Below are 26,695 nucleotides of genomic sequence, written 5' to 3'. Positions count from 1 at the left end.
CCTGCTCGAATATGAAGCGGGCCTTTTCGTGTATTGCAGCTATCAGTCCTGCAATGCCTTGCGCATGGCATCTGCCGTGTCTTCGGCAAGACGATCCAGTTTGGCAATCCGGTCATGGATCGCCCCATCAAAGTCGCCTTCATAAAGTTCCAACTGGCGGGCATCGACCGCCAGCTTTTCTGCCGCAAGGTTTGCCGCCATTCCCTTGATCGTGTGTGCCGCACGGCGAAGGCTTTCGCGGTCACCATCGGCAATTGCTGCGATGATCTTTTCGCGTTCTTCCTGATAGGACGCCGGCAGCAGGTCAATCAGGCTGGCCATCTGATCGGCGCCCAAGGCACGACTCATTTCCTCGAAACGTGTTTTGTCGATCAGATTCATTTTTGTCTCTTTGGCAGATATGTTTGCTTTAGCCGGCTCGGGCACGGGTTTTGTGTCTCCCGTTGCGTTATCCCTGTTAACCGTTCGCGCCGGACTATCTACGGGCAAGGCGTCGGGCAGGTTCACTTCCATATCGGCATCTTTATCCTGCAAACCGGATGTTACAGAATACCCGCCGCCACGGTTTCTCAGGAAGCGTAACAGAACACCGTAAAGCCTGCGTTCTTCGACAGGCTTGGTCATAACCTCGTCCATGCCCGCCGCCAGAAAATCACGATGGCGATCACTGAATGCTTCGGCCGTTACACAAATGATCGGAACACGTCCACCTCTGGTGACACGTTCCAGTTCACGGATATGGCGGGTCGCCCCCTCACCATCCAGAACCGGCATATGGGCATCCATCAGGATCGCATCATAGTCATTCTGCTGAAAGGCATGCACGGCCTGGCGACCATTGGGGACGATATCGACAACCAATCCATAACGCAGCAACAGCCCGCGGATCACGTTGGCATTAATCTCGTTATCCTCGGCAACAAGAATGCGACTACCCGAAACAACACTGTCGCCCCTGCTCTCGACAATCTGGCTGCCAATATGCTCATGCCGTTCCGATCGGCGGGCTTCAAACGGCAGCCACACATCAAATCGCGTCCCCTTGCCCTCGGTACTATCGACCTTCATGAAGCCGCCCATCAATTCCGTCAGACTGCGTGCAATCGAAAGACCAAGCCCCGTTCCACCATATTGCCGCATGGTGGAATTGTCGGCCTGGCTAAAGGGGGAAAATATCTGTTCCTGACGATCCCGCGGAATTCCGATGCCGGTATCGATAACGGCAAAATGGTAAACTTCCTCATCCGCAATCAGGTCGCGCACCCGTTCCGGTACATTTTCCTCCCGGGTGACTTCCAACCTTACCGATCCCTTCCGGGTGAATTTCACTGCATTTGACAACAGGTTCCACAGTATCTGGCGAAACCGGACTTCATCACCGGTAAACACCCTTGTTGCCAACGGTGCATCGTCACAATGCAGGGAAAGGTTCTTTTCGCGTGCCATGTCGGCAATCGCACGAAACAGATCATAGGTAATATCGGATGGGTGAAAGGGGCGTTTTTCCAACTCGACCCGACCGGCCTCGATCTTGCTCATATCAAGGATATCGTTCAAAAGCGCCATCAGCGCCCGCCCGGATGACAAGATCGCACTGACCCGTTCCTTTTGCGCATCGTCAAGCTGACTTTGCCGCAACAATTGCGCCATGCCCAGAATGCCATTTAACGGCGTTCTGATTTCGTGGCTCATGGTCGCCAGAAATTCGCTTTTGGCCGAACTTGCCTGAAATGACTGTCGATAATGGCTGCGCAATTCCAGCAACATGAAAGCCAGGGCAAAACTGTAACTGATCAGGCGAGATGGAATAATGAATCGCGCGACAATATCGGCGTGTTCCGGACCGAATACGAAAAATGCCAGATGATTGAAGCAGCCAATCAGCAGCGTGAAACAGATCAGGCTTTCGGAAAGGGAAAACCGGTAATGGCACCGTACCAGATACCCCGCCGCCCCGGCAAAAATCATGATTGTCGTCGGAAACAGGATAAGCGTGCTGATATTTTGCAATGCCCCGCTGACATCGCTTGAAACACCGGGCATGAACCAGACCAGAAATGCCTGAACCGCGACACCGGCGATGATCAGCCCGGGCACCATTGCCCACACCTGATCAGTACCCTGACGGCTTTCATGACGGTTTGCGACATGCCAGCTCATGACAACCAGCCAGAAAGAGCCCAGTCGTAACACAAGAACCAGAAGGCCGGTAAAGGAACCAAGTGCCTGTTCCTGCCCCAACAGGCTGCTGGCCGCAAGAAGGTTGGGAATACCCAAAAGGTCGCTGATCAGCAGCACCCCCATCGCGGCCGCCAAATAGAAAATCTGCTTGCGCTTGGTGATGTCGAACAGGATCCAGCCAATGCACATTGACAGCAGCGCGATGAATTCCACGACCACCAGAACCGAGACGGTAATGCCCGACACCAGATCGTCATCAAGCGACGAGAAAAGCAGAAACACAGGAGCGATGGCACAGAAGGCAAGAAATGCGACACCGGGAAGGCTCAGCATTTTTGGCATATTGGCATCGACCCCGGTTCTGGTCTTTTTGACCGTTGTTAGTGTGCCATTCCGGCATCTGGAACGCGATGCAGGGCTTTTGTCATGCCCAACCTGACAGTTCGGCATGAATGCTGTTTGCCCATCGCAGGGTATCGTCGTCCATCGATTGCATATGCCGGTATTTCGCAAATTGCTGCACGATCAGTTCAAGCCGTTCATGAAACGCCGGTGGCTGGTCCAGATCAAGCAGACGATCCGCCAGGGGATCAAATGCTGCATTCTGAAATTCAAGCGACAGACTGATCCTTGGTTCGGTGGCAAAGGTACTGGCGCGCCCACCCCAATGATACAAGTCCTGCCGCCATCCCATCACGGTCCCCGGTCTCGCGGGTAGTGCCCGAACATCTTGCAAAACAACATCTTCCGGTTTAGCAACAGGGAAAGGATAACACTTTTCAAATGAACGCGGCAATACGTACATACAGCCGTTGTCGGGGCTCGCAACGCCCAGTGGCACCCAAAGTGACAGGCTGATCAGCATGTCATCGCCAATAACACTTTCCCCCTGATAATCGCGATGCGGCGGCCACCCGCGCCCGCCCTGCCCCGGATCGACATGCCATGCCCAGAAATGCGGAAGCAGCTTTACCCGATCCCCCAGAAAATGGGTCAGCAATGGGCGAAGCCGAATGAAAACCTGCCATGCCTCGTCATACAGATAGATCATCGCTGGCGGCAAACCGTTGACCACCAATGTTTCAATCCCGGTGCGCAATTGCGCCAGACTTTCAACAGGCAACAGATCATCAATCAGGAAATATCCATCCTGCCAGAACCGGTCGGAATGCGCCGAACCGTCAAATCCGCCCTTGTCATAACCGACCGACGGCACATCACAGATCCCCGCACCGGCGGCGGAAATTGTCAGTTGCGGGTTGATCGAAAGCCAACTTTCACGTTGGCAGGCCTGAAACGCAGTCATCATGTCGGAAAATCCAATGCAGGGTCTGGCGGACGATACGAAGTCACCTGCTGCCGCGCAAGTCCGACTTGCGCCCGATCCTGTCACGCGTTACGCAGATAGCATTAAGTTTTACCGCTCTGTATCCCCATTTCGGGCCAAAGGCACATTCATGATCCTGCAATCCCCATCCCATGGTGGCGCTATCGATGCGGCGGCCGAAAAATACGGCATTGCCGCACCGGACTGGCTTGATCTGTCGACGGGGATCAATGCAACCGCCTGGCCGATCACAGCGATTGATGCCATCCATTGGCAACGATTGCCGCTGGCAAGTGAACTGGACGCCCTGAAACAGGCCGCAGCGGACTATTACGGCATTTCACATCCCAACCAGATTGCCTGTGCGCCGGGAACGCAGGCATTGATCCAGACCATTCCCTTCTGGTTTGCCGATCAGGGCAGAACCGCAACCGTCCACATTATCGGCCCGACATATGCCGAACATGCACTGGGCTGGAAACGTGCGGGGTTCAGAACGGAAACCGTCACAACAACACCGGAAAACCGGGTATCGAACATGGCCGATATCCTGCAATCCCCTGGCGGCCACGATGACATTGTCATTCTGGTTAATCCAAACAATCCCGATGGCGGCCTGATAGACCAGACCACACTGACAGAACTTGCCCAACTGGCAACAGAACATGGCAAATGGCTTCTGATTGACGAGGCCTTTATGGATTGCAGCCCGGAATACAGCATTTGCAGACAAAGCCATAAATTCGAACACATGATTGTCCTGCGTTCATTTGGCAAGTTTTTCGGCCTTGCAGGATTACGTCTTGGATGTGCCGTCATGCCCCCGGAACTGGCCGCTGATCTAACCGACCGGATCGGTCCATGGGCTATCGCGGGTCCGGCACTAACCATCGCGCGGGCGGCATTTGAAGATCGGGTATGGCAAACCGATATGCGCCAACAGTTGTCGATTGATGCAAACCGCCTTGATAATCTGATTGCCAGCCTGACCGATCTGGAACGGATCGGCGGCACCATACTGTTTCGGCTATATCACGGCAAGAATGCCGCAAAGCTTGCGCACCATCTGGGCACGCAGGGCATTCTGGTCCGGTTGTTTGATGATCATGCTGACCGTGTCCGGTTTGGTCTGCCGGGCACGGAAAAGGACTGGATCAGACTGGAAAAGGCGTTGGCAGGCCTTTAAAGGCAATCACTTAAAAGCTGCCTTGTCTATTTCGCCCCGTTTTCTTCCCACGCCTGTTTCTTGCGATAAATCGTCGATGGACTGACGCCCAGGGCATCCGCTGCACGCGGGATCGATCCACCGCATCGCACAATTGCTTCTTCAATCGCCTGCTTTTCCACCAGCCAAAGCGGCTTGATCCCGGCATAGCTGCTGTCTATCGGCAAACCGGTTGGCATCGGTGCCATGCCAAACCGGCCATTCGCGCCAATCATGGCAGGGGCCATATCCATATGCTTTGGTTCCACCCCGTCGCGCAGGTTGCGCGCACCGGCCAAAAAGGCCAACGCATCCGGGTCCCCTTCCCAAAATCGACCGGCATCCTCCAACCCGTTTGAGACGACCGGATGAGGCGGAGGTGCTTCGATGGATTCCGACCCAAAACGTTCGTCGTCCGTGCCGCTGTTAACCGGTCGGGGCACCATCGACATGGTGACTTCGGTGCCATTATTCAGAACGACAATGTTGCGGATGATGTTCTGAAGCTGACGAATGTTGCCCGGCCAGGCATAGCGCGCAAACAGGGCGGCGACATCGGGGCTGAAGCGTTGAAAATCGCGCCCTTCTTCTCGGGTAAAGCGTTGCAGATAGAAATTGGCGATCTGCAGGATATCGTCATCGCGATCACGTAAGGGCGGCATGTGAAGCGGAATCACATGAAGACGGTAATACAGATCTTCTCGGAAACGCCCGGCACGCACTTCTTCAAGCGGATCACGGTTTGTTGCACAAACAAACCTTACATCCACGCTTTCAATCGAACTGCCACCGACTTTCTGGAATGTACCAGTCTGAATGAACCTCAAAAGCTTGGTCTGCAGATCCAGATCCATCTCGCATATTTCATCCAGAAAAAGGGTCCCGCCATCGGCCCGGTGTGCGGCCCCTTCGCGGTCGATTACGGCACCGGTGAACGCGCCTTTGACGTGACCGAAAATCTCGCTTTCCATCAGGTCTTTGGGGATCGCACCACAGTTTAGCGGAATAAACGGCTCGTTAACCCGCTCGGACCGACGGTGAATGGCTTCTGCCGCAAGTTCCTTACCGGTCCCTGACTCACCAGTGATGAAAACTGTTGCCCGACTGGGGGCCGCATTTTCAATGATACGATAGATATCATGCATCGTGTCCGACGCGCCGATGATGTCAAAATACATCTCGTCGACGGTATCGACGCCATCAGATTTTTGGACCGCATGACTGATAGCAGACCGGCCTTCCAAGGCATCACTGACCGTGATCCGAAGCTTGTCGGCGGTAAAAGGCTTCAGAAGAAAATCCCACGCCCCGTCACGCATCGCCTCGACCGCGACATTGACCGAACCGTGGGCGGTAATCACAACCACCTTGCATTCCGGTGCGGCCTGATGGGCGGCGCGCAGAACATCACGCCCATCCATGTCCGGCAGGATAAGATCAAGAACCAGAACGTCAGGCGGATTATTTCGCAGTCTTTGAATAGCATCACGACCAGTGACGACATGCTCGACCTTGTGGCCATCCGCGCGCAAGTAGTCCTGATACACCCGCGCAAGCGACAGCGTGTCTTCGACAACGATAATGCGTGCCTGTTCTGGCATTTTGCCGTTCACGTCCCGATCTATTCATCTACCGGAACCATACCGATAGTGACATTACATGCACAACTGCTAACCTCTAGTCAGCTGATTCGTTATCTCATAGAAATCAGCTTTTGGTTAAAAAAGGCATAGTTTCAGTAACATTGCTCGCATCCGGGAGTATCACGGCTTGAATTACACCACCGAAAAATCCGGCGACACGATCAAGGTCGAACTGAATGGCCGATTTACATTTGGGGACCATTCCAGTTTTCGCAAACTGATCGAAGAAATCCGCAGTCAGGAAGCCGAAACACAAATCCTTGACCTTTCCGGGGTCGAGTTCATCGACTCAGCCGGGCTCGGCATGCTGCTGCTCGCCCGTGACGAAGGTGAGAAGTCGCGTGCAACGGTCATTCTCAAAGGCGCGCAGGGACAGGTAAAACGCATGCTCGAAGTTGCCCGCTTCGATACCCTGTTCAAGCTGGAAGACTGACACATGCCGACAACCGGCGAGGCCAACCCGCGCCCCCTTGTTGCGGTTGCCGAACCGCTTGACCAAGCCCGCGCGGCAAAGGTTCTGGGGGGGCAGCATATTTTCGGTGATGGCGCAGGCGCGAATGCGGAACTTTTCTTTGGCCGAAGCCCCGAAGATTTTGAACACCGCAACCGATATCAATTATGCCTGATACCGTCCGAAACCGGTCGGGAATGGCTTGGCGCGCTGGTGCGCCTCAACTGCAATTATTTTGTCGAATGCTATGACGGGCTTGATCTGGGTGATCTTGGACCGTTGCGAACCGCCAAACGGGGCGCGAATTGGGACCTTCTGGTCTGCATGTCGACGCAAAGTGCCTATCAACTGCCAATGGCACGAAAATTCGTCACCGCCCTTCGCCACCGCGACATCATTCACGATACCATCGCGCCGACGGTCGAAATGGCCGTTCAGGAAGCGTTTGCAAATTCGATGCTTCACGGCAACCTGGAAATGAATACGACAGGCCATCTGTCGATGGACCGCTTCAACGAATTGGGCGAGGAAACGGCGCGCCGCCTGGCATCCCCGATCCATGGTGGCCGCGCGATCATGCTGACGGCGAAAAAACGGCGCAACGGCAATGTCGAAATTTCGATCCATGATCAGGGCAGAGGCTTTGTCCCGCCCGATGAGACACCGCTTCCAAAATTACCCGGCGCTGAATCCACCTTTGGCCGTGGCCTGCCATTGATCCGAAGCCTTTGCCACGATGTCACCTTTGATCGTGGCGGGCGGACAATCCGGCTGACTTTTGCCCCCGATGCATCGGCAGCCCTGCCGCTTAATACCAATTTCGTCGCGGGTCTCGAGGCCGCCGAACGGGCCGCCGGGGAAGGAGACCTTCGCAACCCGCGTGATGCGATGATCCTGATTGCCGATGACACCATGATATCGCGTGAAATCATCGCGTCGTATTTGCGTTCGGACGGGTTTACCAATCTGGTTTTCGCCAAGGACGGCGAAGATGCACTGGCACAGGCGCAAAAGCATAATCCCGACCTGATCATCCTTGATATCATCATGCCCAAAATGGATGGTTACGAGGTATGCAAGGCCCTGCGTGCCGACCCGCTATTTGCCGAAACCCCGATCATTGCCCAGACCGCGCTTGAAGAAAACGAAGGGCGCACGCGGATTTTCGAGGACGGAGCGACCGACCTTATTTTAAAGCCGCTAAACAAGGCGGAAATGATCGCGCGTACGCGTATCCATCTTGAAAATCGCCTGCTGGTCAAACAGTTGCAGGCCTATCAGGAACGTACGCAGTCCGAACTGGAAATGGCGCGTGACATGCAGGAAATGCTGATCCCCAAGGCGGAACAATATCGGGGGACCGGCCTTGAATATGGCATGACCATCAGTGCCAGCTTCCAGATGTCATCTGAACTTGGCGGTGACATGTGGGGACTGGCCCCGATTGATGACGACCGGCTGGGTGTTTACATCGTTGACTTTGCCGGTCACGGACTTGGTGCCGCACTCAATACATTCCGCCTTCATTCCCTGATATGGTCGGATGACCAGCATGATGATGATCCGGGTGTCTATCTGGAATCTCTTAACCGCCACCTCAAGGGTCTGCTCCCGGTCGGCCAATACGCCACGATGCTGTATGGTGTTATCAATCGAACCGCCGAAACATTCCGCTACGCCAGTGCGGCCTGCACCTCGCCAGTTCTGGGTAACATCAAAACCGGTGAAACCACGTTTCTTGATGGCTCTGGTGTGCCGCTTGGCGTTATCCGCGATGCCAGATATGAAACCCGCGAAATACCCTTCGGGATCGATAATTTCCTGCTGCTTTACAGCGATGCGTTGATCGAAACCGTGCTTGATGATGGGGCTTTTCTTGAAGGTGAACGGCTTTTGAAAATGGTTCAGGACATAATTTCCGAAACCGGTGGCATGACCGACCTGGCATCCCACCTTGCCGATCAATTCATGGATCGCGCACCGGTCAAGCTGCATGACGACTTCACCGTCGTGTCATTACAGCCCAATGCCCTTACCCGGTCAGGAAAATAACATCAGGCACAATCAGCTAATTCAAAAACCACGGCTGGGGCGGTGAGAGTTCCCGTTCCGGCATATGATCCTGTAAATCCCAGATATGGGTGGTATCGGTCGTAACCTTTAACGCAGAAGATCTGCTTTCCTGAATGCGGCTTGTGATCACGGATCGTATCAATGCCGCAAGCCCCTTGCGTGCGCCCGCGTGATCCGGATCTCTCGACAGGACCGCACCCAATTGATCGAATGCCTTCATGCGATCACAGCAAGAGACAAGATCGGCGGCCACCACGCGCAACTCGCGGGCATCAGGCCGCAGGCTGATTGCGATTTCCAGATGTTCAAGCGCGATGTCGCGTGATCCGTTCTGCAAATAGGTCCGGGTCAATCCCAGATGCGTTGTCGGATCAAGATCATCCAGCAACAGGGCCCGTCCAAACGCATCAAGTGCAAGACTGCCAAGCCCCATATCCAGCAGAACATGCCCCATTACCCGTAATCGGGCGGGTTGGTCAGGCAGTGTGTCGATCAGATTGCGAAGACGGGTGCGAATTTCAGGCGCCAGATCAATGCCATCAATCTTGACAGCGGCTATCTGGGATGAAATGTGCGTCTGGCCTGACATCTGTCCGAAGCCCTGTTCCCGTCTAAGATGGAGAATCGTAACGACTCGCCTGAATCCTTGCAATAGCCAATAAAAACAACGAGTCGTTTCAATTGCTTAGATCGGCCGCAAAATCGGTATCCGGTGCAGTCCGGCGCGCGACGCGGGCATATGCCACTATCTGCCATGCCGGATGACCAGAAGAATACCCTGATTGGGTTGCGGGAAGATTAACCGGGAAACCGACATCAATAGGGCAAAGATGCAGCCGGTTTTGCCCTATTTGCGATCACCCGCTTCATGAAGGAAACGTTATGATTTTGCGTCGACCTGTCGGACATCCGATGGGGTTTCTGTCCAATCCCGATCTGCCACATTGGGCAAGGCATCCCAATCAATGCTGGCCGATGGCCGGGCAAAGAAATATCCCTGTGCGAGACGCCCGCCAAGACGCAGGACCTGGTCGCGCTGTTCGGGTGTCTCGATCCCTTCGATCACGCAATCGGTGCCCAGATTGTCACACATGTCGATCACGGTTTTGACAATCCGCTGGCTGCGTTCGCTGGTAACAATCGGTTCGATAAAACTGCGATCAATCTTCAGACAGTCAAATTCCAGTTCATGAACATAGCGCAGGCTGGAATATCCGATCCCGAAATCATCCAGCGCAACCTTTGCACCATGGCGACGCAGATAACGAATGCTGGCACGGGCCGACACAAAATCCCGCAGCAAAGCCGTTTCCGTCACTTCAAATGTCAAACGTCCCGAATCAATTCCAAAGAATTTGATCTGGTCAATCAGCCAGTGAGCCATGTCGGGCAGAACAATATCGCGGGCCGACAGGTTAAACGACAGCGGCACATCCTGCGGCCAGGTGATCATGGATTTCAGGGCCTTCTGAAACAGGACTGCCGACAAAGTTCCGACCTGTCCGGTTTTTTCGGCCACCGGGAAAAACATTTCCGGCGAAACCCGCCCCATTTTGTCATTGTCCCACCGCGCCAAAACCTCGACCGAATGCAGTTTGCCGCTGCGCAAATCAAAAACCGGCTGATAGTGGATCGACAATTCTCTTTCCAGATCGGCCTTGCGCAACGCCTGTTCAATCTGACTGTCATGACGGATCAGGGTTTCATGATGGGCGGCAAACAGAACCGGATGACCGGGCATGTTTTTCTTGGCGTAATAAAGCGCGAAATCGGCGCGCTCGAACAGGGCATTGGGTTCGCGTGCCACCGCCGGATAAGTCGCAAAACCAAGCGATGCGGAAAGCTGTACCGTACCCCCGCCAACTTCGAATGGATCGTTTAACGTTCCGCACAACTCCCGTCCGATGCGAATCAGTTCAGTCGCATCCGTGACACCGTCAAGGATCACACCGAATTCATCACCGCCCAACCGCGCCAACAGGACATCCGGCCCCAGAATCTCGCGCAGGCGGGCGCTGGCTTTGACCAGCACATCATCACCAGCCGGATGGCCATGCACGTCATTGACCGGCTTGAACCCGTCCAGATCAATCATCGCAATCGCAAAACGCCCGATGTCCTTTGCGCGTGCTACCGCTTCGTCAAGATGGGAAAAGAATGCACGTCGGTTGGAAAGCCCGGTCAACGCATCAAGAAAGGCCAGTTCACGGTTCTGGTTGGAAAGCTCGATGGTTTTAGCGTGCTGCCTTTCCAAATCGATTTGGGATTCCACCAGTCCGGAAAACGCCGCGTAATAGCTTCGGATGATCTGGACGATCATCAACGACACCATCGCCATATTGGCCGCAATCGCGACATAGACCTCGTTCCCGGTGGTCCCGAAATGCAGGATGAAAGATCCCAGAACGATGATGACGACCAAAAGGGCTGCCGGGGGAAAATGCAGAAGGCAAAAGATACAACCGACCACGGTGATCGATATGAAATAGGCGACATGCCCCTGCTGATAGGCGTCCCCATAGCCAAACATCTTGATTGCCCATGCGGTGAAGACAACGCTGATCACGACGGCCAGAATGCGGATACGGCGCAAATGCAGCACCGCACTGGCAAAATCATTTGCCGTATCACGCAATCGCATCCACGCAAGTCCGCGGATCAGACACACAATCCCCAGAACGGCTGGAATATAAACCGTCATCCAGTCAGGTGCGGTTCCGTAATGCGTGAAAGCCAGCGCGACCGCATTGGCAAAAAGAAGGATGTATAGCAGCGGGATTTGACGGGAAAGGGCCTTGACCTGTGCGCGAACCAGTTCGGGTTGATCTTCCCGAACGCGGAACGTCCCGACAATGTTCCGGCACAAATCCTTTAACGCCACACCGATGCGCTTTCCCCGTGGTTTTCTTACTACAGGAAAACCTTATACGAAAACCCGCGGCAAATGCAGCCCTTTCAGTGCGACCTTAAACAATCGGATGATTTTGCCGCGATTTCCCTGAAAACTTTTATCCTTTGCTGCCGGGTTTCGATTTTTTGCGCCTGGCTTTGGCAACCTTTGCCGATGCCACACGATGCGCCGCGCCAAGTGCCATATGGACAAATTCGTTATCGTCCGATGCCATTCAGATTTTCCCCCTCTACCCCTTCGGAAATCAGGTAATCGCGCAATGTCCGCCCTGGTGTCGGTCGGAAATGATCTGCGGTGATCTGCATGTTCTTGATCCGGTCTGCACGGAAAACGCGGAAGGCCTGGCGCAGCTCGCACCAGCTTGCCAACAGCCAGATGGTGCCAAAAAACAGCATCCCCAACGGCCAGACCCGCCGGTTGGTGTCATCCCCCTTGGCATCGGTGTAATCGATATTGATCAGATGCCGTTCGCGAATGGCACGCCGCAAATCGGGCATCGAAATTGCAATCGGGGCCTGGGCGATTTCGGCAATCGCAATCGGCACCCCGCCAATAAGGCCCCGCATTTTTTCCGGCAAGACCGCCTCGATCTTGGTCAGGGCATCGCCTGCGGCACGTGCCATTTGCGGATCGGTCCAGCTTTGCACCATGCGGGCGGCGACCACCAATGCCTCGATCTCGTCGGCATCAAACATCAATGGCGGCAAGTCATATCCATCGCGCAGGATATACCCCACACCCGCCTCCCCTTCGACCGGAACACCGGACGCGGCAAGATCGCGAATATCGCGGTAAATCGTGCGTTCGGAAACTTCCAGTTCCTCGGCAAGTTCGCGCGCCCGGCACAGTTTGCGACGGCGTAAAATCTGCACAAGACGGAAAAGTCGGTCGGCCCTTCTCATGTTCGCTCCTTTCTCAGCATGACCGAGAATTTATCATAACGCTCCTGACAGGCTCCTGTCAGGAGGCATGTGCAAACATGACAATTATCGGGAACAGGGTTTCAACATTCGTCAGGAACAAACCAATGAAAATCACCAGCGCCTTTCCGATTATTGTCACCGAGAAACTGACAGAAAGCCGGACTTTTTACGAAAAACTGGGCTTTGTCGCTGTCTTTGCCGGCGACTGGTACATTCACCTTGTCTGGCCCGACTGCATGGAAGTGCAGATCGGATTGATGCAGCCAGACCACCCGACCCAGCCGCCCCTGTTTCAGGGTCGCACAATGGGCGAAGGCAGTATCTTTGGAATCAGCGTCGACAACGCCAAATCCGCCGCCGAAGAACTTCGCGCCAAGGGTTTTGAATTCGCCCTTGAACTCCGCGATGAACCATGGGGCCAACGTCATTTCACCCTGCTTGACCCCAATGGAGTAAGGATCGATATCGCCAGTCAGGAAGCGGAAATGAGTGATGAATATGCCAAGGATTTCCTGATGCCGGTCGAAAGCATCCCAGCCTAATCCCCTTCGCGTCACCACCAATCGATGTTTTTGCCACAAACATCAAAAGCGGGATGATGCAGTCATTGCATCATCCCGTTGTCTTGACAAAGTTATCAATCGCGGCGACCACACCGGCAATATTGCCTTCCTGTGTGTGGCCCGACTTCTTGCGTGGTTCAAAATCATGATTGCCGTCAGAAACCCAGTGCACCGCCACCGCATCCGAAAGACCATAACCCGCCACTTCGTTCGGGCTACCAAACGGATCGCGCGTTCCGTGGCAGATCAGGGTTGGTGTTTTCGTTTTCTGTAAATGCGCAGTCCGCAGGTTTTCGGACTTTCCCGGCGGATGGAAGGGATAACCAAGGCAGACAACACCGCGCACGCCAAGATCATCTGCGGCCATACTGGCAATCCGTCCGCCCATTGATTTGCCACCGATCACAAGATTTTCAGGTGTGCCAAGCTGTTCCACAACCTGTTGATAAGTTTCGATCAGAACCGGGGCCCTATCCGGCCCACGCTTTTTCCCGTCCAATCGGCATTTCGCCATATAGGGAAATTCAAACCGCACCACGCGATAACCACACCCGGCAAGTCCCAAGGCCATTTCATTCATGAACGGGCTGTCCATCGCGGCCCCCGCCCCATGCGCCAGAACAATGGTCTGCCTGGCATCATCAGGCCCGTCAAAGACAAAATCGATGGTCATGGCAATCGGGTTTTCCTGTTCTTACGGTGTTCAAAAACATAAGCCATCGCGATTAACCGGGCCAAGTTCCAATCCCCTGCTTGCCCGCTGTTTCCCCGCTATTCATCCGAAAAACTCGCCATATCAGTATGTTTCGGTTTATCATCACACTCCCCAAAGCTGTGCGCCAACCCAAATGGCGTCACTATCTGCCCCGATCCGATACCTTACCCCAATCAGGTGTTCCCATGTCCAAAGATCAAATCCTGCTGGACCCGGCGCGTACCGCCCTTGTCATGATTGATCTGCAAAACGGCATTCTGGCCCAGCCTCTGCATCCGCGAAGCGGTGATGCGGTGCTCGAAAATGCCCGCAATCTGATCGCCAAATTCCGTTCGGCCAACGCCCCCATCGTTCTGGTCCGCGTGTACTGGTCTTCTTATATGGCCGATGCCCCGCAACAAATGGTCGATCTGCCATCCGTCCCACAGAAATGCCCGCCCGAAGATTGGGGCACCCTTGCTGATGGCCTGCAACAGCCCGACGATATCCTGATTACCAAACATCAATGGGGCGCGTTTTACGGCACCGATCTTGATCTTCAGCTTCGCCGTCGCGGCATCGACACCATCATTCTTGGCGGTGTTGTCACCAATTTCGGCGTTGAGTCGACCGCACGTTGCGCCTGGGAACACGGCTATAACGTCGTGATTGCCGAAGATACCACAGCCACCAAATCAGCCGAAATGCACCAGTTTTCAATCACTGAAATCCTGCCACGTATTGCGCTCATCCGCCAATCAACCGAACTGACCTTTGCCACCCAATAATCATCGCTGCCCCCAACAAAGGCTTCCCCGTGCCAGATACCTCTCCCCACGCGCCCCAGCCCCCAAAATCCGAACCACCATCAGATCGGGAAAAGCTCGGTAAAATGCCCCATCTGCTGCAATGGGGATTGCTGATCGGTGTTTCTCTTGTCCTGTCCGTCATTCTGCATGATGCCGATATCCCCGCCGCCCTTTTGCTCGGCCCGATGATTGTCGGTATTGCCATGGGTACCAATGGCGCCACCATTGCCATGCCAAAGCCGATCTATCTTGGCGCACAATCGGTGCTTGGCTGCATGGTTGGCGGGTCGATGACCGCCGGGATCATCACATCCTTCATGCATGACTGGCCGCTTGTTCTGGGCGTTACGGCACTGACATTGATCGCCAGCAGCTTTCTGGGTTGGGTTCTTTGCATCAAGCAGGTTCTGCCGGGGACGGCGGGTATCTGGGGATCATCACCGGGTGCCGCCTCCGCCATGGTCATTATGGCCGAGGCCTTTGGCGCCGACGCCAGGCTTGTGGCCTTCATGCAATATGTCCGGGTGGTGATTGTGGTTGCCGTGGCGTCAAGTGTTGCCAATTTCTGGGTCGATCCGGCACTTGCCGCGGCCAATCCGCATCAATGGTTTAGCCCGTTTGATATCGGCGATTTTGGCATCACATTGGCAATTGCCGTCATCCTCTGCATTGTCGGGGCAAAGTCACGTTTGCCATCGGGGCCACTTCTGGTGCCGATGATCGTCGTGATGGTACTAAGCATCACCGGTATGGTCGATATCGTCCTGCCCGAATGGTTTCTTGGTCTGACCTATGCCGTGATCGGCTGGATGATCGGATTGAAATTCACCCCTGCGGTATTGCGTCACGCGGCCTATGCACTGCCGAAAATCCTGATTTCGATTTTCGTTCTGATTGCGTTCTGTGCCGGGATTTCGGTTTTGCTGGTGATCTTCATGGATGTCGATCCACTGACCGCCTATCTCGCCACCAGCCCCGGCGGACTTGACTCGGTCGCCATCATCGCGGCCAGCACCAATGTCGACCTGTCCTTCATCCTGGTGTTACAGGCAACGCGCTTTTTCATGGTTCTGCTGTTTGGTCCACCATTGGCCCGCATGGTGGCAAAGCGCACATCGAAATTCCCCGACAGGATAGTCTAACCCTCACATCGCAAGGATCTGACCAACAAAGCCCTCCACCCGATGGCTAAGGTCCGATCCTTGCTTTTCAAGGTTCCGCGCCGCATCGGAAAGTTCGCCCGCGACCTGCCCGTTATGGGAAATCGCGCCTGCGATATCGGCAACACTGGCACCGACTACACGCGCCTGTTTAAACGCATCAAGCGCATTCCCCGCCACCGTGCGGCAAATTTCAACCTGCCCGCCTGTTTGATCCGCGGTAATTTCGGCACGTGCCTGCAAATCGCCCATCGCATCGGAAATCCGATCAATATCCCCACCGGCCTTTGAAATGGCGCCGGTGACACCATCCATCCATTGGGCGATTTCGGCGGTTGCGGCTTCGGATTGCCCTGCCAGCGCCTTGACCTCCTTGGCGACAATGGCAAATCCTTTACCTGCTTCGCCAACACGTGCCGCCTCGATCGAGGCATTCAGCCCCAGCAATTTGATCTGGCTGGCGATGGCCGAAATCGTCGCCAGCATCTTGCCCGCATCGGCCGCACGCGCCTGCAGTTTGGCAAATTCATCGCTCATGTCACGTGCCTGCGTCCCAAGGGTACGGGTGGTTTCAACATTCATCCCGGCATCGTCGCCAATCGTGGTCAACGCAGCCTGAAGGGCATCCATCTGCCCGGCGACATTTTCAATCCGGGAAAGGGCAGCATGGGCCGCCTGATCAATGCCCTTGCTGCATTCGTCCGTCCGCCGATTGCTATCACCCAGCACATCAAGCGCACTTCGCATCTGGCTGACCGCAGCACCAAGCATGCCGACCGTACCCTGAACCTGATTTTCAAAATCCGATGCCAGCTTTTCGCGTGCAACCAGTGCAGCATCGCGTTCAAGCACGCGGGCGACCTGCCCGCCGACAAAGCCAAGCAGTTCAAGCATCTCGTCATCAAGACGGGCGATATCGCGACTGAGAAATTCGATGACGGCAACCACTTTACCAGCCATTTTGACCGGTAGCGCGAAACAGCCCTGCAACCCGTTCCGGGCAGCCCCGCTGGCGCGCAGGAAGCCGTCCTTTGTTGTAACGTTTTCGATGCAGACAGGTTCCCCCGTCTTTGCCACCGACCCGATCAGGCCCTGCCCGATGGTGAAAACCGTTGCCTCCGACTGCGACCGAAAATCTGCCATATCACCCGGTGATACGCCCCGCCCGATGGACCAGATACCCGCCGACGACAATGTATCATTGTCACGCCGCAGATAGGCATGCCCGACCGGCCAATGGCAATAATCGCAAACCGCATCAAGGATACCGGCAATCGCGATGTCACTTTGCCTTGCATCATCGGCAATCGTTCCGACCGTGCGCAACAGGCGCAGAATATCGCCAAGACCTGCCTCGCGGCCTTGTTTTGAACGGACATCATCATCGGGGGAAACGGAACGCATAAAACCGGCAAACATTGATCTTCTCCGAGGCATGGGACATCTGAAATCGACCCGGCATAACGCCATCTGGTCGCGCGATTGTCTTGCAAGCCTCGTTGCCTGCCGATTGTTCGTGACTGCGCCTTTGCAATCAAGAATATGATGCTAACGTCATTTTGCACCTGCGAAAAGAATTTTCTGTATGCATAGGCAGAACTGCGCATCCCAAAGAAAAAAGCACCGGCAGCGGGCTGAATGATCCCGCCACCGGTGCCTTAAAACATGTGTTTGGTAGCAGGTGACTAACGCAAGACCCTGCGGAAAACACCCGATGCGACCATCACCCCGAAAATTACCAATCCCACCGCAATCGCCAGCGCAAGGTTGCCTTCCTCGCCAAGCAGGAACACACCGCCCAACGCGGTCAATGCCGGGGTCATCGCGCCAAAGGCTGATGCACCGGTCGATCCGATGTGACGCACCGCAAGCCCATAGGTGACCACCGCAACGCATCCCGCCAGCAATCCCTGTGTCACAAGCAACAGCAACACATCATCCATCGGCGCATCGGGGATATGGCTTCCGGTGAACAGGGCCACTATTGCCATGATCACAAACGACCAGAAGCCGACAAATGCTGCCGCTTCCAGCGCGCCAAGGCCGCTTTGGCGCATCGCATGGGTATAACACGCCCACATAAACGCCCCCGCCGATACAAGCCCATACCCACAAAGGATCGTGTCGCCGGTCGAATGACCGGGTTTAAGCACCGCCAGAAGGACGATACCGGTAATCACCGTGGCATAACCCGCCAGTCGGACCCAGCCCGGACGTTCGCCAAACATCACAACCGCAATCAGAACCGCCCAGACCGCCATCACACCGGGCAGCAAAATGCCCACATGGCTCGCCGGAACATATTGCAGGGCACTGGCGACCAGTAACGTATAAAACGCCCCCGATCCCACCAGCATGATCAGACCATTGGCAATCGAAAGCCCCTTGGGCCAGATACCGCGTTTAAGCCAGATCGGGGCCAGCAGCACAAACGGCACGACAAAGCGCAAAAGCCCGATATCGACCGCGGTAAAATCCGATGTCATGGCATAGCGCGTGACAATCAGCCACGCCGCCCAGATCGTCACCGTCGCCAGGGCCGATGCCACACCGACCAGACGGCTTTCCGTTGCCGGTGAAACAGCAACAGCAGAAGTTCGAGACATATCAGCATTCCCGCTAAAGGGTTGATTTTGCAAAAATCAGACCATGCACCACGGATCATGGCAAGAATTTTGACTGTGGGTCAGCTATGCATAGCCGGCCGGAAACGAAAACAGGGCAGCACGGATTGCCCGCACTGCCCTGTTTCAAATCATCAATATCGATATCAGATGCCGAATTCGGCAAAGAAGTCATTGCCCTTGTCATCGATCACGATAAAGGCCGGGAAATCTTCGACCTCGATCTTCCAGACGGCTTCCATGCCCAGTTCCGGATATTCAAGGACTTCGACCTTCTTGATGCAATCCTGTGCAAGGCGCGCGGCCGGGCCACCGATGGAACCAAGATAGAACCCGCCGTGGTTTTTGCAGGCATCCTTGACCTGTTTCGAACGGTTGCCTTTGGCAAGCATGACAAACGACCCGCCTGCGGCTTGGAACTGTTCGACATAGGCATCCATGCGGCCCGCCGTGGTCGGGCCGAACGAACCCGACGGCATGCCTTCGGGCGTTTTGGCCGGGCCCGCATAATAAACCGGGTGTTTTTTCATGTAATCGGGCATGCCTTCACCGGCATCAAGACGTTCCTTGATCTTGGCATGTGCAATATCGCGCGCCACGATCACGGTCCCGGTCAGAGCCAGACGCGCCTTGACTGCATATTGCGAAAGCTGTTTGCGGATTTCATCCATCGGACGGTTCAGGTCAACCTTGACCACATTGTCATCAAGATGCTCGTCCGACACTTCCGGTAGGTATTTTGCCGGATTGTGTTCAAGGTCTTCGATGAAAATACCGTCCTTTGTGATCTTGCCCAGAACCTGACGGTCGGCAGAGCACGAAACACCAATCGCCACCGGGCAGCTTGCCCCGTGACGCGGCAGGCGGACAACCCGCACGTCGTGGCAGAAATACTTGCCGCCGAACTGTGCGCCAATGCCCATTTCGCGCGTCATCTCAAGGACCTTCTGTTCCCATTCAAGATCACGATAGGCCTGACCATACACCCCGCCCTCGGTCGGCAGGTTATCGTAATACCGCGCCGATGCCATTTTAACGGTCTTAAGGGCCGCCTCCGCCGACGTCCCGCCAATCACGATGGCAAGATGATAGGGCGGGCAGGCAGAGGTACCAAGCGTTCTGATTTTCTCGTCCAGAAACTTTCGCAGGCTTTCCGGGTTCAGAAGCGCCTTGGTCTGCTGATACAAAAACGTCTTGTTGGCCGAACCGCCGCCCTTTGCCATGAACATGAATTTGTATTCATCGCCCGGCGTCGCATACAGATCAATCTGCGCCGGAAGGTTCGAACCGGTGTTCTTTTCTTCGAACATATTGACCGGAGAAACCTGGGAATAACGGAGGTTATGTTCCTGATAGGCGCGCCAGATCCCCCTCGACAGGGCTTCTTCATCGGCACCATTGGTGATGACCTTGCCACCGCGCTTGCCCATGACAATCGCCGTACCGGTATCCTGACACATCGGCAAAACGCCGCCAGATGCGATATTGGCGTTTTTCAGAAGGTCCATCGCAACGAACTTGTCGTTCGGCGTTGCTTCCGGGTCATCAAGGATCTTGCGCAACTGTTCGAGATGGCCCGGGCGCAGCAAATGCGAACAATCGAAAAACGCCTGAAGGGTCAGTTTCTCAATCGCTTCGGGTTCGACTTTCAAAAACGTCTCGCCATTGACCTCAACGGTTGAAACGCCTTCGTCACCGATCTTGCGGTAAGGGGTCGTGTCCTTACCCTGCTCGAACATGGGTTTATAGACAAAATCACTCATGGGATAAGTTCTCGTCTCTCTCAAAAACAAGGTGGGTTTGTTTTAATTTGTGCCGTTCATAACGCCAAACGCGGTAAATTTCCACGATACGTTAGATGAACAGACTTCCGGCAATCGGCGGGAAACCGGACCGGGCATGCGGGAAAGAAAAAAGGGCGAGCCAAATGCCCGCCCCTTTGAAACTCATTTTTTACGAAACGCATCAAGGGCGATGACTTCGCCGGTTTCACCCTGCTCGGCAGGTTTTTTCTTTTTGCGTTTGGCGGGTTCGGTGACCAGCTGCGGGGTTGCATCCTCGTCACCATCGACCAGATCGGAGTCAAGATCGTCATCTTCGTCGTAATCGAAATCATCGTCACCCATCTCTTCTTCGACGCTAAAGGTCAGCATGAAGTTGGCGGACGGATCGACAAAAGCCAGCATGGCATCATACGGGACAACCACCGTGGTTGGCATGCCATCAAAGCTCATGCCGACTGAAAAATGATCGTCTTCCGCTTTCAGGTCCCAGAACCGGTGCTGCAATACCACGGTGATATTGTCCGGGTGTGCCTTGCGCTGTCCTTCAGGCAAAGCAACGCCGGGATGATTGGTCTGGAACGTGATGTAATAGTGATGCTCGCCGAAAAGGCCTTCTTCGGCCACGCGCGAAAGGATCTGCTTCACCACGCCGCGCAGCGCCTGATCGACCATAAGGTCGTAACGGAATTCTTCCGGTTCCTGCATCGATAATCCTGTGTCTGGCGGGTTCCCTGATGATTTCAGGATATGCCCGTCATTTATATATGGCACCTGATCGCGTCATTTGCAGATGACGCAATTGAATTGCTTCTATTCATAACGGAGAGGGGAAAAAATACAAGAGCGGGGCGTTCTGTTGCTAGGTGCCCCATCCCCCACCAGACTACCGCTCCCGGCAATCGGAATTTCGCTTTGGTGCTAGTACCGCTTAGGCGGCAACAGCAACCGGAGCATTGTTGTCGTTTGCGTTTACAAACATTAGCCCGATAACGGTGGTACCATGCCGAGCGCCAACAGAGGCTTTTACTACACACGTCGATCCTATTTCGGCCCCAACATCTTCGCCTGAGTCGGACGAAGTCAGATAGATGAAAGTTGGTGGAGCCGCCGGGTACCGCCCCCGGGTCCGTAATGTCTATTCTGCCAAGTCGTGTAACGCCATAGTCGGGTTGCCCCGACAGCCCCTATATAGGGCAAATGGGTCTGCTTTCGCAAGGGAATTGGCAAAAACTTTCACCAGATCGACCTTTAAGCCGACAAAGCAAACGAACGACGCCCTGCCATACAGCACCCAAGCCCTGATACCGTCACCGGGTGACTTGCCGCCCCATCCATTGCCAACTATGCTGCCCCAAACACGATTCCGAACAACAGGATGCGGCATGCAGCAATATCTCGATCTGATGCGACTGGTGCGCGATACTGGCGCACATAAGGAAGATCGCACCGGCACCGGCACGGTATCGGTCTTTGGTCACCAGATGCGGTTTGACCTGTCAAAGGGCTTTCCGATGGTCACCACCAAAAAGCTGCATCTGAAATCGATCATCCATGAATTGCTCTGGTTCCTGGCCGGTGACACCAATGTCAAATATCTTCAGGACAATGGAGTACGCATCTGGAACGAATGGGCCGATGAAAACGGTGAACTTGGCCCGGTTTATGGCGGCCAGTGGCGGTCATGGCGCGGGGCAAACGGCGAAACCATCGACCAGATCACCCAGTTGATCGACCAGATCAAAAACAATCCCGACAGCCGTCGCCTGATCGTTTCGGCATGGAATGTGGCCGATGTGCCCAACATGGCGCTGCCGCCCTGCCACTGCCTGTTCCAGTTCTATGTCGCGAATGGCAAACTTTCCTGCCAGCTTTATCAACGCAGTGCCGATATCTTTCTGGGCGTGCCGTTCAATATCGCATCCTATGCATTGCTGACCATGATGATCGCGCAGGTCTGCGATCTTGGTGTTGGTGATTTCGTCCACACACTGGGCGATGCCCATCTTTACACCAACCATATTGAACAGGTCGAATTGCAGCTGTCGCGTGAACCGCGCCCGTTGCCGACCATGAAAATCAATCCGGCAGTCAAATCGATCTTTGATTTCAAGTATGACGATTTCGAACTGACCAACTATGACCCGCATCCGCATATCGCGGGCAAGGTGGCCGTCTGATGCCCGCCAACAATAACGACCGGATCGAACGGGTTGCTGTGGTTGCCGCCGCCCAAAACGGTGCGATTGGCAAGGATGGCTGGATGCCCTGGCACCTGCCCGAGGACCTTAAACGGTTCAAGGCGCTCACCCTTGGCAAACCAATGATCATGGGCCGCGTGACGTTCGAGGCGATTGGCAAACCGCTTCCCAAACGCACCACCATCGTGGTGACACGCGATAAGGACTGGACATTTGATCACGAAAATGTCCGCGTCTGCCATGACATCGAAAGTGCGATAAAACTGGCCGATCAGATCGCTGCACAGGATGATGTCAACGAGGTCATCATTGCCGGTGGGGCGCAGATTTACAAACTCGCCCTGCCTTACACCACGCGGTATGAATTGACCGAAGTCCATGATGATATTGATGGCGATGCGTTTCTTGATCCCCTGCCCGCCGAAAAATGGCAGGAAACCTCGCGTGCCACCATTAAAAATCCCGATGGACCGGATTACAGCTTTGTCACGTTAAATCGCCTTTTGGTGGCGAGCTGATTGGATAGCCCTCCTCAACCAAACAAAACAATTCCTGTTTTCGCATTTCAATTCTAAAGTTTTTTTTATCGGCAGGGCATCAAACCGCCTGTCCGATAAAACCAAGAATGAAAGAGGACAGGTAAACATGTTTGAAGAATTCAAGAAATTTGCCCTGCGCGGCAATGTTGTCGATCTGGCAATCGGTGTGATCATCGGGGCGGCATTCGGGCGGATTGTCACATCTCTTGTCGGGGACGTCATCATGCCGGTGATCGGTTATGTTTCTGGCGGGCTCGATTTTTCCAACTATTTCATTGCTCTGTCGGACGCCGTAACCGCAACGAATTACGCCGATGCCAAGGCACAGGGTGCCGTGATCGGCTATGGAGCATTCATCACCATTGCGCTTAATTTCGCAATCATTGCCTGGGTCTTGTTCCTTGTCGTCAAGGCAATCAACAAGGCCAAGAAAAAAGAAGACGAAAAAGCCGGTGAAACGCCCCCACCCGCAACACCCGAGGATGTCGCCCTTCTGCGCGAAATCCGCGACCTGCTGGCAGAGCGCAAGGAACAATAGATATCGGGAATGTGCGCACTACCGGTTGTTTCTGACTTTGTCAGTTGATATTGCGCGCTCCCGCGCCTATTTTTGAATATGTTTCAGAACATCCATTCCAGTTACTGGAACAAGGAAGGATTGCCGATGGCCCGCCCCCGCACATTTGACGAAGAAAGCGTTCTTGATAACGCCATGAACATTTTCTGGAGCAAAGGCTTCGAGGCGACCTCGGTGCAGGATCTCGTCGAGGAAACCGGTATTAACCGTGCCAGTATGTATTCAAGCTTCGGCGATAAAAAGGCCCTGTTCCTCCGTGTTCTAGACCATTACAGCCAGAAGGTCAGCACGGTTCGCTTTGCCAAACTGCGCGAAACCGTCGATGGCCGCGAGGCCATCGTCGCGACCTTCCGCGATGCCGGACGACAGGGCTGCGGCGAAGGCCGCCACAAGGGTTGCCTGATCGTCAATTCCGGCATGGAACTGGCCCCACACGATCCCGAAACCGCAGCAATTGCACAGGCGTCATTCCGCCGGGTCGAAGATATGTTTGCCCGCGCACTTCATCGCGGCGTTGAACAGGGCACCATCAGCAAGGATAAAAATATCCGCTCCTTCTCGCGCTTTCTGGCCGGCTCCATTCAGGGCGTACATCTGATGGCGCGCCGTGGTGCGGACAAGGATACACTTGACGATTACGTCGATATCATCCTGTCCACGCTCGACTGAACCCAGATCTCTGCAAAATGTCGCCCTTCCCCGGATGGGTGAATTCACATTCACCCGTTTTGCGTGTATACCCATCGCGGGTCACGGAACCATATACGGGGGATGGCATGGACCAAGATACAAAATTCTGGGACAAGGCCGCGACGAAATATGCCCGAAAACCGGTCAGGAATCAGTCGGCTTATGCCGAAACTCTGGATCGCACCCGTCATTATCTGAGACCGGACCAAAATGTTCTTGAAATCGGATGCGGCACTGGTTCAACCGCCTTGCTGCTAGCCCCGTCGGTCGGACAGATCACAGCAACCGACCTGTCCCCTGCCATGATCGCCATTGCACAGAATAAGCTTGCCGACGGGAAACACCCGAATGTCCATTTCCGCACCGCCCGCCTGTCCGATGGCGATCTTGCCGATCAGGTATTTGATGCCGTTCTGGCGTTTAATGTCCTGCATCTTGTCCGCGATATTCCTGCTGAAATCCGTGCAATTCATCAGCGACTGGAACCCGGCGGGCTGTTCATTTCAAAAACCGGCTGCCTTGGTGAAGCCGGTCGGTTCCTGGCCCTTGTCATTGTCGTAATGCGCAAGCTTGGTTTTGCGCCGTTTGTCCATTCCCTGCGCTATGGCGAACTGGACGCAATGATCACAAGCGAGGGTTTCGAAATCATCGAAACCGGCCTTTACCCTGCCTCGGACCATGCCCGTTTCGTGGTTGCCCGCAAACTCTGATTCCAGACCATCCGCCATCACAGTTCAGTGATAGAATCATTTGTTTGTTGTTATTTCGGAATGATCATTCCATATTATTCGTCATTCAGCCAGATAACATTCATGAGGAACGAAATGTCCACAATTACGCCCCTGATGCCGCGCCAAAAGGTCCCTGCCCTGTCCGTTCCGCTTGTCGGTGGCGGCACATGGTCGCTTGCCGATCAGACGCCGGAAAGCTTTACCATGGTCGTGTTCTATCGCGGCCTGCATTGCCCGATCTGCGGCAAATACCTTAAAGACCTTGATGACAAGCTGGCCGACTTCGCCAAACGAGGTGTCAATGTGATTGTCCTGTCATCGGATACACAGGACCGCGCAGAAACGGCCAGAGAAAAATGGGCCCTTGAAAACCTTGATCTCGGTTATGGCCTCAGCCTCGAACAAGCCCGCGAATGGGGCCTGTATATTTCGTCAAGCAACGGCGTGACCTCGTCCGGGTTAGAAGAACCGGCCCTGTTTTCCGAACCGGGCCTGTTCCTTGTCCGGCCTGATGGCACACTTTATTTTGGCACCGTTCAAACCATGCCATTCGCCCGCCCGGCCTTTGCCGAGATTCTGGGGGCGCTTGATTTTGTCATTGCCAAAAACTATCCGGCACGCGGCGAAGTCATTGATCATACAAATATCTGATCACTGCGCGGTGACACTTTGAAAAACGAAACGGCCGGTTTCATTTCGCAGAAACCGGCCCTTTTGTTTCGATAGCTCTTCGGGTTATCGCCGAAGACCGCGGGAATTTTGATAGCCGCATGTGATCCACGGCAAGACAGTAGCGACAGCGATCACTCTATTCAGGATCACTGTCATCATCTCTGCTACGCCTTGGACGCAGAACGATCCATGCCGCCACCAGCGTCAGCGCCGCCATGCCAAACCACGTTATCGCATACATCAGATGATTGTTGGGGAAACTGATCCGTGTCAGCCCGCCCACCGGCAGTTTTCCGGGATTGTTACTTCCATTGGCATCAATGAAATATGGTGCGACATCATCCGGGTTAAGGCCGCGTTTCGCGGCCATGGCGCGCACATCGCGCGAATACCAGCGGTCTTCGTCAGGCACGTTGTCCCGGATAAAGGTACCGCCCGGCTCATCCATCCGCAAAAGACCAGTGACGCGCGTATCGCCCGAAACCAAGCCATCCGTCCGGCTATCAGGTTCGCGGCGGTCGGTTGGGACAAAGCCGCGATTGATCATGATAATGGTGCCATCGACCCGTTCGAACGGGGTCATGACCCAGTATCCCGCACCATAATCCGTGGCAGCATAAACGTGGCTTTCCAGATCGTTGCGATAACGGCCTAGCAACGTAACCTTGCGGTATTCGTCACGTTCGCGGGTAACATTTTCCCAATCCGCCCGGTCCGGTGCGGTTAACGGGTCACCATGAACGCGGGCATCAACCCGTTCAATCAGATCAAGCTTCCACGCCCGGCGTTCAACCTGCCAGACACCAAGGGCCGCAAAACCCGAAAACAGGATCGCGGCCAGAATGCAAACCACGATGCGGGTCCTGATCGACGGTCCCTTGGCGGTAGACATATCCGTATCAGCCATAATCTTCATGACCTTCAAAACATCATCGGAACAA

24 protein-coding genes and 1 other RNA gene are annotated in these 26,695 nt (G+C 54.7%); 12 read left to right on the top strand and 13 right to left on the bottom strand.

The genetic code is table 11. From position 1 onward, the window contains the following. Positions 1-42: 42 nt before the first annotated feature. A complete protein-coding gene (locus BC440_RS14365; protein ID WP_071240341.1) occupies positions 43-2,631 on the bottom strand; it encodes an ATP-binding protein in 2,589 nt (862 codons plus the stop codon). Beyond that, positions 2,606-3,490: a phytanoyl-CoA dioxygenase family protein gene (locus BC440_RS14360; RefSeq protein ID WP_071240340.1), complete on the bottom strand. Its 885-nt coding sequence runs from the start codon at positions 3,488-3,490 to the stop codon at positions 2,606-2,608. Before BC440_RS14360 ends, BC440_RS14365 begins: the two co-directional genes overlap by 26 nt. Positions 3,491-3,503: 13 nt before the next feature. Here BC440_RS14360 and cobD point away from each other — a divergent pair, with 13 nt between their 5' ends. Next, positions 3,504-4,694, top strand: a complete 1,191-nt coding sequence (gene cobD / locus BC440_RS14355; RefSeq protein WP_247643576.1) for a threonine-phosphate decarboxylase CobD — start codon at positions 3,504-3,506, stop codon at positions 4,692-4,694. A 26-nt stretch (positions 4,695-4,720) separates the two neighbouring features. Here the strand turns inward: cobD and BC440_RS14350 are convergent, their stop codons facing one another. Beyond that, positions 4,721-6,313: a sigma-54 dependent transcriptional regulator gene (locus BC440_RS14350; protein WP_071240529.1), complete on the bottom strand. Its 1,593-nt coding sequence runs from the start codon at positions 6,311-6,313 to the stop codon at positions 4,721-4,723. A gap of 169 nt (positions 6,314-6,482) precedes the next feature. Here BC440_RS14350 and BC440_RS14345 point away from each other — a divergent pair, with 169 nt between their 5' ends. Together BC440_RS14345 and BC440_RS14340 are read left to right on the top strand one after the other, a co-directional pair. Beyond that, on the top strand, positions 6,483-6,788 hold the full coding sequence (locus tag BC440_RS14345; protein ID WP_007090765.1) for an STAS domain-containing protein: 306 nt from the start codon (positions 6,483-6,485) through the stop codon (positions 6,786-6,788). Positions 6,789-6,791: 3 nt separating this feature from the next. Continuing rightward, positions 6,792-8,858, top strand: coding sequence for a SpoIIE family protein phosphatase (locus BC440_RS14340; protein WP_071240338.1), 2,067 nt, complete (start codon positions 6,792-6,794; stop codon positions 8,856-8,858). 16 nt (positions 8,859-8,874) lie between these two features. On the opposite strand, the gene BC440_RS14335 is transcribed toward BC440_RS14340, so the two are convergent. From BC440_RS14335 to BC440_RS14325, 3 genes are all read right to left on the bottom strand, one after another. Then, positions 8,875-9,468, bottom strand: a complete 594-nt coding sequence (locus BC440_RS14335) for a tetratricopeptide repeat protein (RefSeq protein WP_071240337.1) — start codon at positions 9,466-9,468, stop codon at positions 8,875-8,877. 291 nt (positions 9,469-9,759) lie between these two features. After that, positions 9,760-11,760, bottom strand: a complete 2,001-nt coding sequence (locus BC440_RS14330) for an EAL domain-containing protein (protein WP_071240336.1) — start codon at positions 11,758-11,760, stop codon at positions 9,760-9,762. 227 nt (positions 11,761-11,987) lie between these two features. Continuing rightward, the gene (locus BC440_RS14325; RefSeq protein WP_071240335.1) at positions 11,988-12,692 is read right to left on the bottom strand and encodes a YafY family protein; all 705 of its coding nucleotides are present in this window, start codon (positions 12,690-12,692) and stop codon (positions 11,988-11,990) included. Positions 12,693-12,817: 125 nt separating this feature from the next. Here BC440_RS14325 and BC440_RS14320 point away from each other — a divergent pair, with 125 nt between their 5' ends. Continuing rightward, complete coding sequence (locus BC440_RS14320) at positions 12,818-13,255, top strand: VOC family protein (RefSeq protein WP_071240334.1); 438 nt, start codon at positions 12,818-12,820, stop codon at positions 13,253-13,255. A gap of 70 nt (positions 13,256-13,325) precedes the next feature. Here the strand turns inward: BC440_RS14320 and BC440_RS14315 are convergent, their stop codons facing one another. Then, entirely contained in the window at positions 13,326-13,949 is a 624-nt protein-coding gene (locus BC440_RS14315; protein WP_071240333.1) for an alpha/beta fold hydrolase, read from the bottom strand. 227 nt (positions 13,950-14,176) lie between these two features. Between BC440_RS14315 and BC440_RS14310 the strand changes: the two genes are divergently transcribed. Further along, on the top strand, positions 14,177-14,758 hold the full coding sequence (locus BC440_RS14310) for a hydrolase (RefSeq protein WP_071240332.1): 582 nt from the start codon (positions 14,177-14,179) through the stop codon (positions 14,756-14,758). A 104-nt stretch (positions 14,759-14,862) separates the two neighbouring features. After that, positions 14,863-15,921, top strand: a complete 1,059-nt coding sequence (locus tag BC440_RS14305; RefSeq protein ID WP_071240331.1) for an AbrB family transcriptional regulator — start codon at positions 14,863-14,865, stop codon at positions 15,919-15,921. A 3-nt stretch (positions 15,922-15,924) separates the two neighbouring features. On the opposite strand, the gene BC440_RS14300 is transcribed toward BC440_RS14305, so the two are convergent. The 5 genes from BC440_RS14300 to ssrA form a co-directional block, all read right to left on the bottom strand. After that, entirely contained in the window at positions 15,925-17,358 is a 1,434-nt protein-coding gene (locus tag BC440_RS14300) for a methyl-accepting chemotaxis protein (RefSeq protein WP_071240330.1), read from the bottom strand. Positions 17,359-17,624: 266 nt separating this feature from the next. After that, positions 17,625-18,545, bottom strand: a complete 921-nt coding sequence (locus BC440_RS14295; protein WP_071240329.1) for a DMT family transporter — start codon at positions 18,543-18,545, stop codon at positions 17,625-17,627. Positions 18,546-18,709: 164 nt separating this feature from the next. Then, entirely contained in the window at positions 18,710-20,326 is a 1,617-nt protein-coding gene (locus BC440_RS14290; RefSeq protein ID WP_071240328.1) for a fumarate hydratase, read from the bottom strand. A gap of 183 nt (positions 20,327-20,509) precedes the next feature. Then, on the bottom strand, positions 20,510-21,052 hold the full coding sequence (locus BC440_RS14285; protein ID WP_071240327.1) for a ClpXP protease specificity-enhancing factor SspB: 543 nt from the start codon (positions 21,050-21,052) through the stop codon (positions 20,510-20,512). 137 nt (positions 21,053-21,189) lie between these two features. Beyond that, positions 21,190-21,566: a transfer-messenger RNA gene (gene ssrA / locus BC440_RS14280) on the bottom strand. A gap of 163 nt (positions 21,567-21,729) precedes the next feature. On the opposite strand from ssrA, the gene BC440_RS14275 reads away from it, so the two are divergent. The 6 genes from BC440_RS14275 to BC440_RS14250 all read left to right on the top strand — a co-directional run bounded on the left by BC440_RS14275 (position 21,730) and on the right by BC440_RS14250 (position 25,733). Beyond that, complete coding sequence (locus BC440_RS14275; RefSeq protein ID WP_071240326.1) at positions 21,730-22,524, top strand: thymidylate synthase; 795 nt, start codon at positions 21,730-21,732, stop codon at positions 22,522-22,524. Next, the gene (locus BC440_RS14270) at positions 22,524-23,063 is read left to right on the top strand and encodes a dihydrofolate reductase (RefSeq protein WP_071240325.1); all 540 of its coding nucleotides are present in this window, start codon (positions 22,524-22,526) and stop codon (positions 23,061-23,063) included. Before BC440_RS14275 ends, BC440_RS14270 begins: the two co-directional genes overlap by 1 nt. Positions 23,064-23,190: 127 nt before the next feature. Next, the gene (gene mscL, locus BC440_RS14265) at positions 23,191-23,622 is read left to right on the top strand and encodes a large conductance mechanosensitive channel protein MscL (protein WP_071240324.1); all 432 of its coding nucleotides are present in this window, start codon (positions 23,191-23,193) and stop codon (positions 23,620-23,622) included. Positions 23,623-23,748: 126 nt separating this feature from the next. Beyond that, a complete protein-coding gene (locus BC440_RS14260) occupies positions 23,749-24,330 on the top strand; it encodes a TetR/AcrR family transcriptional regulator (protein WP_007090747.1) in 582 nt (193 codons plus the stop codon). 107 nt (positions 24,331-24,437) lie between these two features. Further along, complete coding sequence (locus BC440_RS14255) at positions 24,438-25,061, top strand: class I SAM-dependent methyltransferase (protein ID WP_071240323.1); 624 nt, start codon at positions 24,438-24,440, stop codon at positions 25,059-25,061. 114 nt (positions 25,062-25,175) lie between these two features. Then, positions 25,176-25,733 carry a peroxiredoxin-like family protein gene (locus tag BC440_RS14250; protein ID WP_071240322.1) on the top strand — a complete coding sequence of 186 codons (558 nt, stop codon included), beginning with the start codon at positions 25,176-25,178 and terminating at the stop codon, positions 25,731-25,733. A 157-nt stretch (positions 25,734-25,890) separates the two neighbouring features. Here the strand turns inward: BC440_RS14250 and BC440_RS14245 are convergent, their stop codons facing one another. Then, positions 25,891-26,661 carry an SURF1 family protein gene (locus tag BC440_RS14245; protein WP_063093581.1) on the bottom strand — a complete coding sequence of 257 codons (771 nt, stop codon included), beginning with the start codon at positions 26,659-26,661 and terminating at the stop codon, positions 25,891-25,893. Between the last annotated feature and the right edge of the window lie 34 nt (positions 26,662-26,695).

The sequence above is a fragment of the Thalassospira sp. MIT1004 genome (assembly GCF_001858545.1).
Taxonomy (GTDB): domain Bacteria; phylum Pseudomonadota; class Alphaproteobacteria; order Rhodospirillales; family Thalassospiraceae; genus Thalassospira; species Thalassospira xiamenensis.
The sequence above is the reverse complement of the archived record's forward strand: the minus strand, read 5'-3'. Positions and strand labels throughout refer to the sequence as shown.